This is a genomic window from Microbacterium sp. F01 (assembly GCF_056156365.1).
On sequence record NZ_CM149592.1, the window covers coordinates 4,289,676 to 4,308,221 of the forward strand.

16 protein-coding genes are annotated in these 18,546 nt (G+C 70.6%); 10 read left to right on the plus strand and 6 right to left on the minus strand.

Annotated elements, in window-relative coordinates:
- Window positions 1–114 precede the first annotated feature (114 nt).
- From ACVN90_RS19640 to ACVN90_RS19650, 3 genes are read left to right on the plus strand one after another with little or no spacing between them, the layout of a single operon-like run.
- On the plus strand, window positions 115–1,263 hold the full coding sequence (locus ACVN90_RS19640) for a type III polyketide synthase (RefSeq protein WP_475099882.1): 1,149 nt from the start codon (window positions 115–117) through the stop codon (window positions 1,261–1,263).
- Window positions 1,264–1,276: 13 nt separating this feature from the next.
- On the plus strand, window positions 1,277–1,981 hold the full coding sequence (locus ACVN90_RS19645; RefSeq protein WP_475099883.1) for a methyltransferase domain-containing protein: 705 nt from the start codon (window positions 1,277–1,279) through the stop codon (window positions 1,979–1,981).
- Window positions 1,974–3,107: an FAD-dependent oxidoreductase gene (locus ACVN90_RS19650; protein ID WP_475099884.1), complete on the plus strand. Its 1,134-nt coding sequence runs from the start codon at window positions 1,974–1,976 to the stop codon at window positions 3,105–3,107. Before ACVN90_RS19645 ends, ACVN90_RS19650 begins: the two co-directional genes overlap by 8 nt.
- Here the strand turns inward: ACVN90_RS19650 and ACVN90_RS19655 are convergent.
- A complete protein-coding gene (locus tag ACVN90_RS19655) occupies window positions 3,077–4,072 on the minus strand; it encodes a UbiA family prenyltransferase (RefSeq protein WP_475099885.1) in 996 nt (331 codons plus the stop codon). The two genes, ACVN90_RS19650 and ACVN90_RS19655, sit on opposite strands and share 31 nt — an antisense overlap.
- Window positions 4,073–4,206: 134 nt before the next feature.
- On the opposite strand from ACVN90_RS19655, the gene ACVN90_RS19660 reads away from it, so the two are divergent.
- On the plus strand, window positions 4,207–4,788 hold the full coding sequence (locus ACVN90_RS19660) for a nitroreductase family protein (protein ID WP_475099886.1): 582 nt from the start codon (window positions 4,207–4,209) through the stop codon (window positions 4,786–4,788).
- 223 nt (window positions 4,789–5,011) lie between these two features.
- Here ACVN90_RS19660 and ACVN90_RS19665 read toward each other — a convergent pair whose 3' ends face one another.
- On the minus strand, window positions 5,012–7,216 hold the full coding sequence (locus ACVN90_RS19665) for an ATP-dependent Clp protease ATP-binding subunit (protein WP_475099887.1): 2,205 nt from the start codon (window positions 7,214–7,216) through the stop codon (window positions 5,012–5,014).
- A gap of 94 nt (window positions 7,217–7,310) precedes the next feature.
- Window positions 7,311–8,975 carry a SulP family inorganic anion transporter gene (locus ACVN90_RS19670; protein WP_475099888.1) on the minus strand — a complete coding sequence of 555 codons (1,665 nt, stop codon included), beginning with the start codon at window positions 8,973–8,975 and terminating at the stop codon, window positions 7,311–7,313.
- Between the two features lie 218 nt (window positions 8,976–9,193).
- Here ACVN90_RS19670 and ACVN90_RS19675 point away from each other — a divergent pair, with 218 nt between their 5' ends.
- Window positions 9,194–9,604 (plus strand): DUF7144 family membrane protein, encoded by a 411-nt coding sequence (locus ACVN90_RS19675; protein ID WP_475099889.1) that lies wholly within the window; start codon window positions 9,194–9,196, stop codon window positions 9,602–9,604.
- A 31-nt stretch (window positions 9,605–9,635) separates the two neighbouring features.
- On the opposite strand, the gene ACVN90_RS19680 is transcribed toward ACVN90_RS19675, so the two are convergent.
- From ACVN90_RS19680 to ACVN90_RS19690, 3 genes are all read right to left on the minus strand, one after another.
- Entirely contained in the window at window positions 9,636–10,673 is a 1,038-nt protein-coding gene (locus tag ACVN90_RS19680) for a GlxA family transcriptional regulator (RefSeq protein WP_475099891.1), read from the minus strand.
- A 337-nt stretch (window positions 10,674–11,010) separates the two neighbouring features.
- Window positions 11,011–12,255 carry a glycosyltransferase gene (locus ACVN90_RS19685; protein ID WP_475099892.1) on the minus strand — a complete coding sequence of 415 codons (1,245 nt, stop codon included), beginning with the start codon at window positions 12,253–12,255 and terminating at the stop codon, window positions 11,011–11,013.
- A gap of 6 nt (window positions 12,256–12,261) precedes the next feature.
- Window positions 12,262–13,479, minus strand: a complete 1,218-nt coding sequence (locus ACVN90_RS19690; protein WP_475099893.1) for a glycosyltransferase — start codon at window positions 13,477–13,479, stop codon at window positions 12,262–12,264.
- 128 nt (window positions 13,480–13,607) lie between these two features.
- Between ACVN90_RS19690 and ACVN90_RS19695 the strand changes: the two genes are divergently transcribed.
- The 5 genes from ACVN90_RS19695 (at window position 13,608) to cls (ending at window position 18,497) form a co-directional block, all read left to right on the plus strand.
- On the plus strand, window positions 13,608–14,249 hold the full coding sequence (locus ACVN90_RS19695; protein WP_475099894.1) for a hypothetical protein: 642 nt from the start codon (window positions 13,608–13,610) through the stop codon (window positions 14,247–14,249).
- Between the two features lie 13 nt (window positions 14,250–14,262).
- Window positions 14,263–15,102 carry an LLM class F420-dependent oxidoreductase gene (locus tag ACVN90_RS19700; RefSeq protein ID WP_475099895.1) on the plus strand — a complete coding sequence of 280 codons (840 nt, stop codon included), beginning with the start codon at window positions 14,263–14,265 and terminating at the stop codon, window positions 15,100–15,102.
- 60 nt (window positions 15,103–15,162) lie between these two features.
- A complete protein-coding gene (locus ACVN90_RS19705; protein ID WP_475099896.1) occupies window positions 15,163–15,834 on the plus strand; it encodes a GAP family protein in 672 nt (223 codons plus the stop codon).
- A gap of 34 nt (window positions 15,835–15,868) precedes the next feature.
- The gene (locus tag ACVN90_RS19710) at window positions 15,869–16,783 is read left to right on the plus strand and encodes a formylglycine-generating enzyme family protein (protein WP_475099897.1); all 915 of its coding nucleotides are present in this window, start codon (window positions 15,869–15,871) and stop codon (window positions 16,781–16,783) included.
- A 238-nt stretch (window positions 16,784–17,021) separates the two neighbouring features.
- On the plus strand, window positions 17,022–18,497 hold the full coding sequence (cls, locus tag ACVN90_RS19715) for a cardiolipin synthase (protein ID WP_475099898.1): 1,476 nt from the start codon (window positions 17,022–17,024) through the stop codon (window positions 18,495–18,497).
- Window positions 18,498–18,546 lie beyond the last annotated feature (49 nt).

The window sequence follows — 18,546 nt, forward strand, 5'->3', positions numbered from 1 at the left end:
CCGAGGCATCCGATTCCCCGCATCCCGTCGATCTGCAGCTCTTCTGCGGTACCCGACGTCTCGGATTCCGGCAAGGTCGTGCTGTTCGGGGCGCGAGCGTGCTTAGGTTGCTCCATGACGGCCCGCATCGTCTCGATCGGCACAGCTGTTCCGCCCACGCGCATCCCGCAGGAGGTCGCGCGCGACATCTTCGCGGCGCAGGAGGGGGCCGATCGACTCGCGAAGCGACAGATCCACGCGGTGTTCGACGCATCGGCGATCGCAGAGCGCCACACCGTGCTCTCCGAGTTCGTGACGGGCCGGGCGCCCGACGCCGCCGCTTTCGTCGACACCGAGGGGCGGCTCCTCTCCCCCACGACCGGCGCCCGCAACGAGCGCTACATCCGGGCCGCGCCGGAACTCACGGCCGCCGCCGCACGCAACGCCTTGGCGGACGGCGGCATCGATCCCTCGGCGGTGACCCATTTGGTGACCGTCTCGTGCACCGGTCTCTTCGCGCCGGGTCCGGACTACCGGCTCGTGCGCGATCTCGGCCTCAGCCCGACGGTCGAGCGGTGCCACCTCGGCTTCATCGGGTGCGCGGCGGCGCTCCCGGCGCTGCGGGTCGCGTCGGCGCTCGCGGCGACCCGACCGGACGCGGTCGTGCTCGTGGTCTGCACCGAGCTCTGCACGCTGCACCTGCGGCCCTCGAACGATCCGCAGCAGATCGTCGCGTCCTCGGTCTTCGCCGACGGGGCGGCCGCCGCGATCATCACCGCCGACCCGACCGCCGGGCGCCCCGGAGGCCTCGACCTCGACAGGTTCGGCACCGCCCTGACCGACGAAGGCGAGAGCGACATGGTCTGGACGATCGGCGACAACGGGTTCGAGATGATCCTCTCGGCCGAGGTGCCGCGGATCATCGGCCGCGAGATCCAGGGCGCAGTGGGTCGGTTCCTCGGCGACGACGCTCTCCCCGACGTGTGGGCGGTGCATCCGGGCGGGCGCAGTGTGCTCGACCGCGTGGAGGGCGGACTCGACCTCCCGCCCGACGCCCTCGCGGCGTCGCGCGCTGTGCTGCGCGACTTCGGCAACATGTCGAGCGCAACGATCCTGTTCATCCTCGCGTCGCTGCTGCGTGATGACGCGGTCGGCGATGGGGCGCGCGTCGCGGGCTTGGCCTTCGGCCCGGGGCTCACCGTCGAGTCGGCGCTCATGACCCGGCGTCGCCCGGCCGTCGCGAGCGCCGACGACGTCGACCTGGCCCTGGCGGCCTCCGCGTGAGGGCGGTGCGGGCATGAGCCTCGCCGTCCGCGACGACCGGCTCGCCGAGCTCATGGACGATCCGGCCTGCGACCCGGACCTGCTGCGCGCCACGCTGGTGCGCTTCGGCACGGTCAACCGCCTCGTGTCGGGCTGGGGCGTCGTCTATCGCACGCGGCTGCGTCCGCACCTGGCCGCGCTCGGCCGACCGGCGCATGTGCTCGACATCGGGTCCGGCGGCGGCGACCTCGTCGCGCGCCTCGCCGCTGCGGCACGGCGCGACGGACTCGACGTGACCTGGACCGGCATCGACCCCGACGCGCGCGCGCACGAGGTCGCGCTCGGGCGCCCACCGATCCCCGGGGCGAGCTTCCGGAGAGCGGATGCCGCCACCCTCGTCAGCGAGGGGCTCACGTACGACGCGGTGCTGTCGAATCACGTGCTCCACCACCTGGGCGAGGACCTCCCCGAGTTCGCCGAGGAGTCTCTCGCGCTCTCGCGCGGCATCGTGCTGCACAGCGACATCGCCCGCTCGCGGCTGGCTTACGGGCTCTACGCCGTGGGCATCACGCCCTTCCAACGCGGGACCTTCCTGCGCACCGACGGCCTCCGCTCCATCCGCCGCAGCTACACCCGCGCCGAGCTCGCGGCGGCGCTCGAGGGCGACGGCCCCGGTGCCTGGTCGGTGGAGCGCCCGGTGCCGTTCCGGCTCGTCGCCGTCGGGCGCGGTCATGCGTGACGTCACCATCGTCGGCGCGGGGCCCGTCGGGATGCTGCTCGCCGGCGAGCTCGCCCGCCGCGGCGTCGACGTCGAACTGCTCGAGCGGAGACCGGCTGTCGGCGACGGCACCCGGGCCATCGGCATCCACTCCCCCGTCCTCGCCGCTCTGGAGCCGTCAGGTCTGACCGACCGGCTGCTCGCCGAGGCGGTGCGCGTGCGACGCGGCGAAGCCCGATCGCGAGGCCGGCTGCTCGGCACCGTGCACTTCGACGTGCTGTCGGCGCGCTTCCCGTTCGTGGCGACCCTGCCGCAGGCGAGCACCGAGTCCGTGCTCGGCGCCGCCGCTCCGGAGCCGCTGCGCGGCGCGTACGCGCTCGCCGTCATCCCCCGCCGGGAATCGGTGGTGGTGCGGGCAGGGATCCTCGGCCGACCCGTCGAGTCCGAGAGCCGCATCGTCGTCGTCGCGGGCGGAGGCGCGGCACGCGATCTCGTCTACCGCCCGGGGGCGGTGCCCGCGCGCGACTATCGCGACCGGTACCTGATGACGGATGCTGCCGCCGACGCCGACGCAGAACTCGCGGTGATCCACCTCGACCCCGACGGCGTGCTCGAGTCGTTCCCGCTGCCGGGCGGGCGCCGCCGATTCGTCGCGTGGGACGCGCCGGGAGCCGGCGACGACCCCGAGGAGCGCGCGCAGCGGCTGCGCGCCGCGCTCGCGCGCCGGGGTGAGGACGTCGCGGCCGACGCGGTGTCGACCGCGACGTCGTTCGGCGTGCGCCGCGTCGTCGCGCCCCGGCTGCGCCGCGGCCGTGTGTTCGCGATCGGAGACACCGCCCACGAGGTCAGCCCCATCGGCGGGCAGGGCATGAACCTCGGCCTGCTCGACGCCGTGACACTGGCGCCGCTTCTGGCCTCCTGGGTCCGCACCGGCTCGGCGCCCGACATCGGGCTGCTGCGGTGGGAAGCTCGTCGCGTTCAGTCGGCGCGCCGCGCGGCCGCGCTCGCGAGCGTGAACACCGCTCTCGGCCGGCCGAGCGGTCGCGGCGACGCGCTGCGGCGCGGGGCCGTGCGCACGATGCTCGCCGGCCCGTCGGCCCGGCTGTTCGCCCGCGCCTACTCGATGGGCTTCGACGTCGACGCCTGACCCTGGCCCCGCCGGCCCGCCAACTCGGAGATCCCGCGTATCTCGGAGTGATCTGGCGAATCGGTCCGAGATTCGCCAGATCTCCGACTTTCACGCTGCTCGATCACGCCGACTCGGGAGCCGAGGGCCACGAAGGCGCTGCCCGACGCGACCATCTGCGCCGCGAGGAGCAGCGCCGCCAGCATCACGAGCCGGAACAGCGTCCGCGTCGGCGGCCTCGCGATCGCCTGCCACGCGGTCACCGCAGCCACGGCGACGACGGCCGCGAAGAACACCCACGACACCGGCGACACCACCCCGAGGTCTCCGCCGGCGGCCCCGAGAAGCACGGCGACCGCACCCGCCACCACGGCGAGCGCGGCGACGATCGCCGCCATTCGCGGACCCAGCCGGTGCGGCAGGCCGCGCACGCCCGTGCGGGCGTCGTCGTCGAGGTCGGGCAGCACGTTCGTGAGGTGCACGGCGGCGCCGAGCGAGGCGCCGGCGACCCACGCCCACCAGGCCGCGAACGAAGGATCGGGCGCCGACAGCGTCGCGAGCGACGGGAAGATTCCGAAGCTCACCAGGAACGGCACGATCGACCAGGGCGTCGACTTCAGCCCCGCGTTGTAGGCCCATGCCGAGCCGAGTGCGAGCGCGTGGGCTGCCAGCATCCGCCATCCCAACGGCGCCGACAGCACCAGCGCGAGCATCAGCAGACCGAGCGCCGCGCCCCAGGCGACCCGCGTCGACACGTCCCCGCGCGCGATCGGCTTGTCGGTGCGCCCCACGGCGCGATCGCGGTTCGCGTCGAGCGCGTCGTTCGAGATGCCGACCGACAGCTGCCCCGCGAAGACCGACACGGTCAGGAGCGCCAGCCGCCAGGCTTCGAGCCCGGTGGCGATGCCCAGCGCGAGCGCGAGCGCGGTCACGACGAGCGTCGGCCCCGGATGCGAAGACCCCCACAGAGCCCGGACGGTGCGCACGGGTCGATGCTCTCACGGGCCGCCCGGCGACACGGGAGGACATGGAGGGAATGTTCCCAGGTCTATGTCGTTGCATGGATCTGGGCCGACGGGGTCCCGGCAGAAAATCGCTCGACCCCAGAGGAGCACCCCAAATGTCCACTCTCACCGCCCGCACCGCCGAGACCGACGCGCCGATCATCGACGTGCTCGCCGAGCGCTGGAGCACCCGCATCTTCGACCGCGAGTCGGTCATCGACGAGGCCGCCCTCGCGAGCGCGCTCGAGGCCGCCCGCTGGACGCCGACCGCCGCCAACACGCAGGCGTGGCGCGTGATCGTCGCCCGCCGCGGCTCGGCCGCGCACGCGACAGTGCTCGCATCGCTCGCCGGCTTCAACAGCGTGTGGGCGGGCGATGCCGCCGCGCTCGTGGTGTTCGTCGCCGAGACCACGCGCGACGGCGAGCCGATGCGCTGGGCCCAGTACGACACCGGCCAGGTGGCGGCGCACTTCACCGTGCAGGCGCACGCCGACGGCCTGTCGACCCATCAGATGGGCGGCTTCGACCGCGACGCCATCGCCGCCGGGTTCGGCCTCAGCGCCGACTTCACCCCCGTCACCGTCATGGCGGTCGGCGAGCTCGGCGACATCCGCACGGCCTCTGACGAGCTCCAGGCTCGCGAGAACGCCCCGCGCGTGCGCCGCCCCGCCGCCGACTCGCTGCTCGTGAACGACTGATCCACCCCGGGTAAGAGAAACGGATGCTGCGCCCCCCCGGCCGCCGCTGGCCGAGGCATCCGTCATCATCCCGCCCACCCCCCTTCGTTCCGGCCATCTCGCCGAGAGAACACCTGACGGCCGAAAGGTAGGTGCTTTCCCTACCTCTCGGCCGTCAGGTGTTCTCTCGCGGCAAAGGGGGGCGGGCAGCGGGCAGCACGCCGGGCAACGCGCCGGACGGGGGTCAATCGTCGAGGAGCTCGGCCTCGATCACGTCGTCGTCCGAGGCAGGCTCGGGCGCGGCCGGGCCGTCGCTCGTGAGCACCAGCGAGGAGCCGTCGGCCGCGACATCCACCCGCACCACGTCGCCGTCGCGCACGCCGCCCGAGAGGAGCGCCATCGCGAGGCGGTCCTGGATCTCGGACTGGATGAGGCGGCGCAGCGGCCGCGCGCCGAACACCGGGTCGTAGCCGCGCTCGGCGAGCCAGGCCCGGGCGTCGGGCGTCACCGCCAGGCTGAGCCGACGATCGCGCAGGCGCCGCTGCAGCGCGAAGACGGCGAGCTCGACGATCTGCGCGAGGTCGTCCTCGCTGAGCGCGGCGAACATCACGATGTCGTCGAGCCGGTTGAGGAACTCCGGCTTGAAGGCCTGACGCACGATCGCCATCACGGCGTCACGCTTCTGCTCGGTCGACAGGGTCGGGTCGATGAGGATCGGCGAGCCCAGGTTCGACGTGAGGATCAGGATGACGTTCGTGAAGTCGACAGTGCGACCCTGCCCATCCGTCAACCGCCCGTCGTCCATGACCTGCAGCAGCACGTCGAAGACCTCGGGGTGTGCCTTCTCGACCTCGTCGAGCAGCACGACCGAGTACGGCCGCCGTCGCACGGCCTCGGTGAGCTGGCCGCCCTGCTCGTACCCGATGTATCCCGGAGGGGCGCCGACCAGGCGCGAGACCGAGTGCTTCTCGCCGTACTCCGACATGTCGATGCGCACCATCGCGTGCTCGTCGTCGAAGAGGAACTCCGCGAGCGCCTTGGCGAGCTCGGTCTTGCCCACGCCGGTCGGGCCGAGGAACAGGAACGAGCCCGTCGGGCGACCGGGGTCGCTGATGCCCGCCCGAGAGCGGCGCACAGCATCCGATACCGCCTTCACCGCGTCCTTCTGCCCGATCAGGCGCTTGCCCAGCTCGGACTCGAGGTGCAGCAGCTTCTCGGTCTCGCCCTGCAGCAGCCGGCCGACGGGAATGCCGGTCCACGCTGCGATGACCGCCGCGATGTCTTCGTCGGTGACCTGTTCATTGACCATGCGATCGCCGGCGGGCTCTTCGCGCTCGGCCTCGACGAGCTGGCGCTCAAGCGCCGGGATCTCGGCGTACAGCAGGCGCGACGCCTTCTCGAGGTTGCCCTCGCGCTGCGCGCGCTCGGCTTCCATGCGGGCGGCGTCGAGCTTGGTCTTGAGGTCGCCGACGCGGTTGAGCGACGCGCGCTCGCGCTCCCACCGGCCCTGCAGCTCGGCGAGCCGGGCCTGCTCCCCCGCGAGCGTCTCGCGCAGTGCGGCGAGGCGCTCCTTCGACGCGTCGTCCTTCTCTTTCTTGAGCGCGAGCTCTTCGAGCTTGAGGCGGTCGACGTGGCGTCGCAACTCGTCGATCTCGAGCGGCGCCGAGTCGATCTCCATGCGCAGGCGCGACGCGGCCTCGTCGATCAGGTCGATCGCCTTGTCGGGCAGCTGCCGCGAAGGGATGTAGCGATGGCTGAGGGATGCTGCGGCCACGAGCGCTGCGTCGGCGATGGCCACCTTGTGGTGGGCCTCGTACCGCTCCTTGAGTCCGCGCAGGATCGCGACGGTGTCTTCGACACTGGGCTCGCCGACATAGACCTGCTGGAAGCGGCGTTCGAGCGCAGCATCCTTCTCGATGAACTCGCGGTACTCGTTGAGCGTGGTCGCGCCGATCAGGCGCAGCTCGCCGCGCGCCAGCATCGGCTTGAGCATGTTGGATGCCGCGACCGACCCTTCGCCGCCGCCCGCGCCCATGAGCACGTGAAGCTCGTCGATGAACGTGATGATGCGGCCGTCGGATTCGGTGATCTCCTTGAGGACGCTCTTGAGGCGCTCCTCGAACTGGCCGCGGTACATCGCGCCCGCGACGAGCGCGGAGATGTCGAGGGTGACGAGCTCCTTGTTCTTGAGGGACTCGGCGACGTCGCCCGCGACGATGCGCTGGGCGAGACCCTCGACGACGGCGGTCTTGCCGACGCCGGGCTCGCCGATGAGGACGGGGTTGTTCTTCGTGCGGCGGGTCAGCACCTGGCTGACGCGACGGATCTCACTGTCTCGCCCGATGACGGGGTCGAGCTTGCCCTGTCGGGCACGGTCGGTGAGGTTGATCCCGAACTGCTCGAGGGCGCTCTGCGCGTCCTCCTGCCCGGGCTGTTGTGTGGCGTTCATGTGTCTCCTGAAATCTGTGGACCTCAACTCTTCGTCAAAGTTGAGTCGTCATGGCTCAAGTTTACCAGCGAGCCGCCCGACGAGCAACGCGGCGCTAGTCCTCGATCTCGGCGCGGGCGTCGGCGTAGGCGCGGCGCAGTCCTTCGCCCACCCACTCGGTGCCGCGGTAGACGTTGTCGGCACCGATGTCGGCGGTGAGACCGCCGGCGTCGAGCTGGGAGATGACGCGATCCGCGGTGGCGACCACTTTCAGGGTCGAGTCGGCGTCGCGCAGCTGCGCCGCGAACCGGCGCAGCACCTCGACGTGCGACAGGCCGATCTCGTCGGTGCCGCGCAGGCGCACGATCACCACGGATCCGCTCGACTCTCTACTGACGTCGGGCAGCTGGCGCTCGAACACCGGCGCGCTGGCGAAGAAGAGACTGCCGTAGGGCTGCAGCACCAGCACCTCTCCCGGCGGAACGACCGCCGGGGGGTCGACCTCGCGCATGCGTCCGTCGTCGGTGATCACGACGGCCCGCACGCGTACGCGGTTGGACTGCTCGGCGACGTACAGGATGACGCCGAGCCCCACACCGACGAGCACGGCGAACTGCAGCGGGATGATCAGCGTCAGTCCGAACGTCACCGCCATGATCGTCGTCGGCAGCAGGCCCGACTTGATCACCGAGTAGATGCGGCTCGGTTTGATCGCACGCCAGCCCACGACGATGAGCAGCCCGGCGAGTGCCGGCATCGCCACGTACGCGACGACGTCGGCGAGGAGGAACACGACGACCGCCATGACGGCGCCGGCGACGAACAACGACAGCCGCGTCTTCGCGCCCGCCTGCACGATGAGCGACGATCCCGACATCGACCCGCCGACCGGCATGCCCTGGAACAGCCCCGACACGACGTTGCCGAGCCCTTGCCCCATGAAGTCGCGGTTCGCGTCGGCGCGCTTGCCGTCGGCCGTCGGGATGCCCGCCGACACGGCCGCGCCCTGCACGAGACCGATGAACGTGAGCGACAGCGCGGGGATCAGCAGGTTCGGCGCGTCGGCGATACTCGGCAGCACCGGCGCAGGCAGCCCGCGCGGCACGTCCACGATGTCGCGCAGCAGCACGACGGAATTCGGCACCCACAGGTTCAGCAGAACCGCGCACACCGAGCCCACCACCACGGCGATGACGAGCCCCATGCTGCCGACGCGGGTGGGCAGGAGCACCACGATGATGAGCACCGCGATCACCCCGACGACCAGCGACGGGATGTTCCACTGCCCGATGTGCACGAGCACGTCGATCGTCTTGAGCAGCCGGTTCGCACCTTGCGCCTGATACCCGGTGAAGTTCGACAGCTGGCCGAGGATGATGTTGACGCCGATCGCGGTGACGAACCCCGTCATGACAGCGGTCGGCACGAAGCTGATGAGCCTGCCGCCCCGCAGCAGGCCCGCGATGACCATGATGATGCCGGTCAGGATCGCGAGCGTGAACAGTCCGCGGTCAGGGTTCGGCAGCGCGTCGAGCCCGGCATCCGACACGACGAGGGCCATCGCGCTCGTCGCCTGCACGGCCATGAACGCGCTGCTCGTCAGCACTGCGGCACCGACCATGCCGAAGAGGTACCCGTAGAGGCCGGCGAGCGGGTTGACCCCGGCGAGGAGCCCCGCCGCAAGGCCGTCGGGCACCGCCTCGACGCCGAGGATCACGCCCGCGACGGCGTCTTTGCGCAGCGTCTTGCGGGAGAACCACGTTCTCGGATCGAACCCCACGGGTCACACGCTAGCGAAGGGTGTGCCGCCGGCGACGGGTTCTTTCCCGACGCGCGGAGTCATCCGGTGTAATTCACGCGACATGCACGATGCGACCTCTTCCCAGGATTCTCCCAGGTTCACTAGTGTGGCGCCTAGCGGGATGGAACGCCCGCTCGGGCGGGTTCCGCCGCCCGACGCTGAACGGCCTCCCCGGCCGACATGAAGGGACCCTCGCCATGACCAACTCCGACGTCAACACCTCCGGCTGGGCCGGTTGGGGCGTCTTCGCCGCTGTCGTCCTCATCGTCGGCGGCACCATCGACGCTTTCCACGGCCTCCAGGCCCTCATCGGCCCCGACACGGCCTACTTCATCGGGCAGGAGGCGCTCTTCTCGATCAACGTGCAGGGCTGGGGCTGGTGGCACCTGATCGCCGGTGCGCTGCTGATCCTCGTCGGCATCTTCCTGCTGCTGGGCGCGACCTGGGCCCGCATCACCGCGATCGTGCTCGTCGCGATCAACGCGATCGGTCAGATCACGCTCATCTCCGTTCAGCCGTGGCTGTCGCTGGCCCTCCTCGCGATCGACGTGCTCGTGATCTACGCGCTCACCGTCCACGGCAAGGAGATCGACGCCAAGAAGGCCTGATCCGTTCGCAGGGGTGCGGCACCCGCTCCCCCTACGCGACGGACACGAGAACGGATGCCTCGGCTCCCGCTTCGGCGGAGGCCGGGGCATCCGCCATCTCGAGGTCGCAAGGCTCGTCCATGGTGCAGGCGAAGCGGGAGCGGTATGCCGTCGGCGTCGTGCCGAGCACGCGCGCGAAGTTCTGGCGCAGCACCGCCGCCGACCCGAAGCCGCTCTCGTACGCGATGCGGTCGAGACCCAGGTCGGTCTTCTCGAGCAGACGCTGTGCGTGGATGATCCGCTGCCGCGCGAGCCAGGCCGCCGGCGTCGCACCGAAATCGGCCTTGAACCGGCGCGCGAACGTGCGCGGCGACATGTGCGCCTTGGTCGCGAGCTGGTCGACGGTGAGGTCGAGGCGCAGGTTGTCGAGCATCCAATCGGTGACGGGTGCGAGCGAGAGCGACGTCGTCGCGGGAAGCGGGTTCGCGATGAACTGCGCCTGACCGCCGTCGCGCTGCGGCGGCACGACCATGCGGCGGGCGATGATGTTGGTGAGCTCCGCGCCGAGCTCCTGCCGCAGCAGGTGCAGGCACGCGTCGAGGCCGGCCGCGGTGCCGGCGCTCGTGATGATGCGGCCGTCCTGCACGTAGAGCACGTCGGGGTCGACGTCGATGGACGGGTACATCTCCTTCATCTTCTGCGCGTACATCCAGTGCGTGGTTGCGCGACGACCGTCGAGGACGCCCGAGGCGGCCACGACGAACGAGCCGCTGCACACGCTCAGCACCCACGCGTCGCGCGCGACCGCGGCGCGGATGACGTCGAGCACGCGGTCGTCGACCCTGCCCCAGTACTGGTGCGGCACCGGCGACACCACGACGAGGTCGGCCTCGTACGCGAACGACAGGTCGGCGTCGACGTTGATCGAGAAGCCCATCTTGGACTGCACGGCGCCGGGGTCGGGCGTGACCACGCGGAAGTCGAAGTTCGGGATGCCGTCATCGGAGCGATCGAGGCCGAACGCCTCGCACGCGACTCCGAACTCGAACGGCGCGAAGCCGTCCGTGACGATGCAGGCCACCGTTTTCATGCGAACCTCCGCGACTGGCAGTTTTCGTGCGATGTGTGTCCATTCTGCCACTCGTGGCAGGACTGACGCAAGCGTAGCGTTTCTGCCATGTTCATGGTGATTCTTCTCGCAGCCCTGTCCGCGGTGGCCCTCGGATCGACGATCGCCGCCCTTCGCAACGACGGTTACCGTCGCCTTCCCACCGACCGCACCCGCCTCCCGTGACCCGGCGCCCGCCGCCCCGGCTCTGATCCTCAATCGAGGATCAGGGCCGGGGTGAAGAGCGGATCCCACGATTCGCCCCTCATCCCGGCTCTCGTCCTCGAATGAGGACCCCGGGGCGCAGTGCCGCGGCGGGTCAGCGGGTGACGCGGTCGTAGACCTCGACCATCGCCGCGGTGCGCGACGACTGACGGAAGCGCTCGCGGATGGTCGGGTCGGCCACACGGGGCGTTCCGGCGGAGATATCGGATGCTGCCACCCGCAGCGCGTCCGCCAGCGCGGCGACCGACGGGTCGGGCGCAGCACCGTCGCCGACCGCCCAGAAGCCCTCGCCGAGCTCGGCCGCAAGGTCCGGGTCGCTGACCACCGACGGCGTTCCGAGCGATGCGGCCTCGAAGATCGTCATGCCCTGCGTCTCGAAGCCGATCGAGGTCTGCACGACGGCGTCCGCGGCAGCGATGCGCCGCAGGGTCTGGGCGTACGGCATCCGTCCCGCGAAGATCACGCTCGCACGAGGCTGGAGCTTCTCGACGAGACGTCGCGCGGCCCGGAGCTGCCCGCCGCCGCCGATGATCTCGATCTTCGCGTCGATGCCCGACACTGCAACCGCCTCGAGGAAGGGCATCAGGCGCTTCTCGGGGCTCATCCGCCCGAGCCACACGAACCGAGGCAACCCGGAAGCCCGCTCGGCGGGCGCCGTCGCGAGCACCTCGTCGAGCACGTCGTCGTCGATCCCGTTCCAGATCACGTCGACCGCCGGCGCCGCCGACACGGCCGACGGAAGGCCGCGAGGAACGACGCCGTTCGCCTCGAGCCGGCGCGCGAAGTGCGTCGACGGGGCGGTGATCGCCGCGGCGCGGGCGCCGAACCGGCGCAGGTACGCCCAGCCGTCGCGGCCCCGCTCCGACTCGCCGACCCGGTGCCCGAGGGCGCGCCGCTGCCACGCGTTCAGCGCCCGCAGCACGGTCTTCGGGAACGGCGTGGTCGCCTCGATCCCGACATCGAGCCGGTTGTGCATCGTGTGCACGATCGGAATGCCGTGCCGCTCCGCGAACCGCACGCCGACGAACGCGCCCCAGAAGTCACCCTGGATGTGCACGAGGTCGACCGGCGGGCGGCCTGCCATCGCAGCATCCAGCCACCGATCGGTACGCCGGCCCGGCCACGACATCGAGTACTCGCGGTCCACCGTGATCGGGATGGACGGCAGGTCCACATACGCGGGGTCACCAGCCACCCGCGCCCGCGGTCCGTGCATCGCCGGCGCGACCATCGTGACGGTGTGCCCGGCCTTCTCGAGGAAGCGGCGCTGCAGCCTCATCGAGACCTGCGCCCCGCCGAGCGACTCGGCGTGCTGGTCGCCGAACATCACGACGTGCACGGCGGCCTACTCGGGCAGGGGCTCGTCGCGGTACAGCGCCTCGAACGTGTCGAGCGTGCGCTTCATGTCGTGCACTTTGACGCCCTCGAGCGAGCAGCGCTGCATGCGCGCACGCTCCTCAGGTGCCTGCGTCAGCACCGTCGTGAGCTTCGCGGCGAGGTCGTCGACATCGCCGGGGCGGAACAGATAGCCGTTCTCACCGTCGTGCACGAGATGCGGGAGCGCGACCGCGTCGGCGGCGACGATCGGCAGACCCGACGCCATCGCCTCCATCGTCGCGATCGACTGTAGTTCGGCGATCGAGGCGATCACGAAGAGGCTCGCGTTCGTGAGCAGCGCGCGCAGCTCCTCGTCGGTCGTGTGACCGTGGAAGAACACGCGGTCGCCCAGGTTCAGTTCGGCGACGAGCTGCTCGAGGTTGCGGCGCTGGTCGCCCGAGCCGACGATGTCGAACCGCACGTCGAGCGCCGGGTCGAGCGTCGCGATCGCGCGCAGCACGACGTCGATCTGCTTCTCGGTCGTGAGCCGGCCGACGAACACCAACCGGTGCGCGTCGCGGGGTGTGAGGTCAGCCGTGTAGTTCGAGGCGTCGATCCCGCAGCTGACCGGGATGACGTCCTGGATGTCGATCGTGCGCTCGAGGAACTCGGCAGCCTTGCGCGTCGGGGTCGTGACCGCGCGCGTCATCTTGAACGTGCGCTCGGCGTCCTCCCACGCGAGCTTCACCGCGTACCGGGTCCACGACGGCGGGAGCACCGTGAAGTCGAGCACGTTCTCGGCCATGACGTGGTTCGTCGCGACGACGGGGATGCCGCGCTTGCGCGCCTCGCGCGTGAGGCCGCGGCCGATCACGATGTGCGACTGGATGTGCACCACGTCGGGCTGCACCGTGTCGAGCACGCGGCGGGCGTAGTACTTCGACCGGAACGGCAGCACGAACGTGAGCCAGTCGTGCGGATACCAGCGCCACGACGGCAGCCGGTGCATCGTCATCGGCTGGCCCTCGATGACCTCGGTGAAGGTGCCGTGGTCGCGGTGCCTCTTGCTGGGCGCCATCACGTGCACCTCGTGACCGCGCGCGACCATGCCGGCGGCGAGGCGCTCCGCGAAGCGGGCGGCGCCGTTCACGTGCGGAAGGAACGTGTCGGCGCCGTAGAGGATCGTCAGCGCGCGCGGGCTCGCGGTGTCGGCGGGGGTGTCGTCGGGCGTCGCAGGATCGGTCACGGGGTCAGGGGCCTGTCTGTGCGGCGGGGGCGCGCGGCAGCGGCTGGTCGCCGCGCGCCCTCCACCCTACCCGAGGGGTTTCCGGGGCTCCCCAGGAACGCGCCCGTCGTGGCACGTACCCTGGTCGCATGCCCCGACTGCAGGCCGACGCCGACCCGAACCTCTGGGTGCCCGTGACCGAGTCGCTCGGCTTCCGAGGACGCCGTCACCGGAAGACGGCGATACGGATGCTGCTCAACCAGGCCGGCGGCCTGATGATCGGCCCTGCGGGCGCGACGCCGATCGAGTCCTCCGCAGCCGCGGGCGGGCAGCCGCGCTCCGGGAACGGCTTCGCCGCCTGGGCGATGAGCCAGGCCGCGCCGTTCCTCATGCGCAGGGCCGCCGGACGCGTGCTGGTGTGGGTCTGGAAAGCCGACGCCGAGCTCGTCGTGGTGATGGCGCAGGTGCAGCAGGCCACGAACGACCTCCGCGCCGCCCGCGCGATGATGCCGATGGAGTACGACGACACCGAGTCGTTCCGGAACCCCTATCTCGGCGTCGGCGAGAAGCTCGAGATGGCGCTCCCCTCCGACACGCGCACCCCGCCGTTCGCCACCTACACGTGGGACACCGGCACGCACTTCGTCACGGTGACGGCCGTCTGCTCCGACCGCGAGCGCTTCGGCACCGTGATCGGCAGCGTCGACGACCTCGCCCGCACCCTGCGCGTCGTGGACGACCTCACCGTCGGCGAGTCGCCCGAGGTGCTCCGCATCGAGCCGAAGAACTGAGAGACTCGCGCAGGTGACCGAGTCGCAGCATCCGTCCGCCCATCGTCCTCTGCGGATCGGCGTGCAGCTCGCGCCGCAGCACGGGTCGTACACCGCCTATCGCGACGCCGTGCTCCGCGCGGAGGAACTCGGCGTCGACGTCGTCTTCAACTGGGACCACTTCTTCCCGCTCACCGAGCCGTTCGAGGCCGCGCACTTCGAGGCGTGGACGGTGCTCGCCGCGATGGCCGAGCAGACCGAGCGCGTCGAGTTCGGGCCGCTGGTCAACTGCAGTTCGTACCGCAACCCCGACCTGCAGGCCGACATGGCCCGCACCGTCGACCACATCAGCGCCCGCGCCACCGGCACCGGCAGGTTCATCTTCGGCACCGGCTCGGGGTGGGCGCAGCCCGATTACGACGCGTACGGCTACGAGTTCGGCACCGTCGGCTCGCGGCTCGACGCCCTCGCCGAAGACCTGCCACGCGTGCGCGCCCGCTGGGACCGCCTGAATCCGCCGCCCACGCGGCGGATCCCGATCCTCATCGGCGGCCAGGGCGAGCGCAAGACGCTGCGGCTCGTCGCCCAGCACGCCGACATCTGGCACACCTTCACGCGGCTCGACGACCTCCCCCGCAAGATCGGCGTGCTCCACGAGTGGTGCGCCCGCGAGGGCCGCGACCCTGCCGACATCGAGCTGTCGACCGGCTACACCGTCCGCGGATTCGGTCCCCTGCTGGAGGGGACGGATGCGGCGTCCCGCCTGCACGACCTCGGCTTCCGGCTGATCGTCCCGGCGATCGACGGTCCCGACTACGACCTCTCGCCACTGACGGCGCTCCTGGAGTGGCGCGACCGGATCAACGACGTCTGACGGAGATCGGCCGATACGGTAGCCAGGCCGATATCGCTCGACAACCTCAGGAGGACGCCCATGGGCGCCGTCATCGGAGAGATTCTTCCCCTCGCCCTCGGTGTGGCGATCAGCCCGATCCCGATCATCGCGGCGATCCTCATGCTCCTCTCGCCGAAGGCGCGGGTCACGAGCGTCGGATTCCTGCTCGGCTGGGTGCTGGGCATCGTGGTCGCGGTGACGGTGTTCACGCTGCTGTCGTCGATCCTCCCCGAACAGGATGCGGATGCCTCCAACCCGACTCGGGGCGTGATCCAGCTGGTGCTGGGCGCGGGGCTGCTCCTGCTGGCGCTGCGTCAGTGGCGCGCGCGACCGAAGGCGAGCGAAGAGCCGACCATGCCGAAGTGGATGCAGGCGATCGACAAGGTCACCTTCCCCGTCGCACTGGGCCTCGGGTTTCTGCTCTCGGCGGTCAACCCGAAGAACCTGCTGATGGCCGCTGCCGCCGGCGTCGACATCGGCTCGGCCGGTCTCGACACCGGGTCGATCGTGCTCGTGATCGCGGTCTTCACGCTGATCGCAGCATCCACCGTCCTCGTCCCGGTGGTCGGCTACCTCATCGCCGCCGAGAAGCTCCGCGGTCCCCTCGACGCGCTGCGCGTGTGGCTGGGCAGGGAGAACGCCGTCATCATGGCCGTGCTGCTGCTGGTGATCGGCATCTCGCTCATCGGCAAGGGCATCGGCTCGTTCTGAGCTTCCCCTGTCTGCTCACGGCTACGGTGGAGCGGTGACTGCGGCGACCCACGACCAGGTGCTCCTCGACGGCGGCGTGTTCCGCATGGGGTCGGACGAGTTCTACCCCGACGAGCAGCCCGTGCACGAGCGCGAGGTCGCGCCGTTCCGCATCGATCGGTACGCCGTGACCAACGCGCAGTACGCCGCGTTCGTCGACGACACCGGGTACGTCACGGTCGCCGAGCGCGAGCTCGACCCGGCCGCGTTCGAGGGCGCGGATCCCGCCGACCTGGTCCCGGGCGCGATGGTCTTCACGCCGACGCCGGGCCCCGTCGACCTCCGCGACTGGCGCAACTGGTGGCGGTGGCAACCGGGTGCCTTCTGGCGCCGGCCGTTCGGACCCGAGTCGTCCGTCGACGAGCGGCTGCAGCATCCCGTCGTCCACGTCGCCTTCGAGGACGCGACCGCGTATGCCGAGTGGGCGGGCCTGCGGCTTCCCACCGAGACCGAACACGAGTTCGCCGCGCGCGGCGGGCTCGTGGGCGCGCGGTTCGCGTGGGGCGACGAGCCGTACCCGGGCGGTGTGGCGCAGGCGAACTCGTGGCTGGGGCGGTTCCCGTACGACAACCAGGGCGTCGGGGATGCCGCGCCCGTCGGCTCGTACGAGCCCAACGGCTACGGTCTGTACGACATGACCGGCAACGTCTGGGAGTGGACGACCGACTACTACACGCCGCGCCATCTGCGGCTGTCGGACAAGCCCGTCGACGCCGGCAAGCGCGCGAACCTGCTCGCCGCGGCGAGCGCGCAGGACGGCTTCCCGTCGATCCCGCGCCGCGTGCTCAAGGGCGGCTCGCACCTGTGCTCGCCGGACTACTGCCTGCGCTTCCGCCCCGCCGCGCGCTCCCCCCAGGCCGAGGACACCGGCATGTCGCACATCGGCTTCCGCTGCGCGAGCGACGCCTGACCCGCACCCCGCCCCGCGCCCCTCCGCTCGTTGAGCGAGCGACACCTGACCCGCACTCCGTCCCGCTCGTTGAGCGAGCGAAGCGAGTCGAAACGCGCCGAACGCGGCGCACAGCCCAGTCGCGACCCTCACTCCGCCTGCGCCCGCCGTTCCTCGCACTCCACCCCGGCGCGACGCGCCGCGAAATCGCGCGTCCTGAACGACGCGCCTCAGCGCCGTGCGATGCCACACTTGCCCCGTGGACTCCGGTTTTCTCGCCAACCTGACCTGGTCGCTCGCCGCGCTCGTGCACGCGGCCATCGTGATCACCGCGCTCATCGTCATCCCCCGTGGGCGAAAGCCCACGGCTGCGATGGCGTGGATCCTGCTCATCGTCATCCTCCCGGGCATCGGCGTGGTGCTCTACCTCGTCATCGGCAACTTCCGCCTGCCGGCGAAGAGGCGTGCCGAACAGGCGCGCATCGACGAGATCATCCGCAGCAGGGTCACCGACAATGCGCTGGACGAGACGGATGCCTCGTGGCCGCGGTGGTTCCAGCGCGTGGTGCAGCAGAACCAGAACCTGACGGCGCTTCCCGCCTCGTCAGGCAACGAGGCGACGCTCCTGCCGCACTACCAGGAGTCGATCGACGCCATGGCCGCCGAGGTCGACACCGCGACGGACTTCGTCCACATCGAGTTCTTCATCGTCGGATGGGACGACACCACACGCGGGTTCTTCAGCGCCATGGAGCGGGCAGTCGCGCGCGGCGTCACGGTGCGCCTCCTCGCGGACTACGTCGCGACCAAGAAGGTGCCCGACAGTAAGAAGATGCTGGCCGAGCTCGACCGCATCGGTGTGACCTGGGCCTGGATGCTCCCCGTCGAGCCCTTCAAAGGCAAGTATCAGCGCCCCGACCTCCGCAACCACCGCAAGATCGTCGTGGTCGACGGACGCGTCGCGTTCATGGGCTCACAGAACCTCATCGCCCGCGACTACGAATCGCCGAAGAACATCAAACGCGGCCTCAAGTGGCAGGAGCTCATGACGCGGCTGACCGGGCCGATCGTGGCATCCGTCAACACCGTCTTCCTGTCGGACTGGCTCATCGAGACCGGCGAGGACCTGTCCGCCACCGCCCAGGTGCCGCCGTCCCAGCTGCCGATGTCGACCGCGCTCGACGCCCTGCAGTGCCAGGTCGTGCCGAGCGGCCCGGGCTACGACACCGAGAACAACCTGCGGCTCTTCCTGTCGCTCATTTACGGCGCGACCGAGAAGGTCATCCTCACGAGCCCGTACTTCGTGCCCGACGAGGCGATGGTCTACGCGATCACGAGCGCGTGCCAGCGCGGCCTCGAGGTGCAGCTGTTCGTCTCCGAGATCGGCGACCAGTTCATGGTGTGGCATGCGCAGCGGTCGTACTACCAGGTGCTGCTCGAGGCGGGCGTGCGGATCTTCCTCTACCCCGCGCCGTACATCCTGCACTCCAAGCACTTCTCGATCGACGACGACATCGCCGTCATCGGCTCGAGCAACATGGACATCCGTTCCTTCAGCCTCAACAGCGAGGTCTCGCTCATGGTGCGCGGCGAGTCGTTCGTCAAGGGCATGCGCGAGGTCGAGCAGGCCTACCGCGACGCCGGCCGCGAGCTCACCCTCGAGGAATGGAAGCGCGAGCCGGCGAAGGCCACGTTCCTCGACGGCCTGATGCGCCTGACATCTGCGCTGAACTGACGTTCTGGTTGACGGATGCTGCGGGCCGCGGCATCCGTCAATCCTGTGT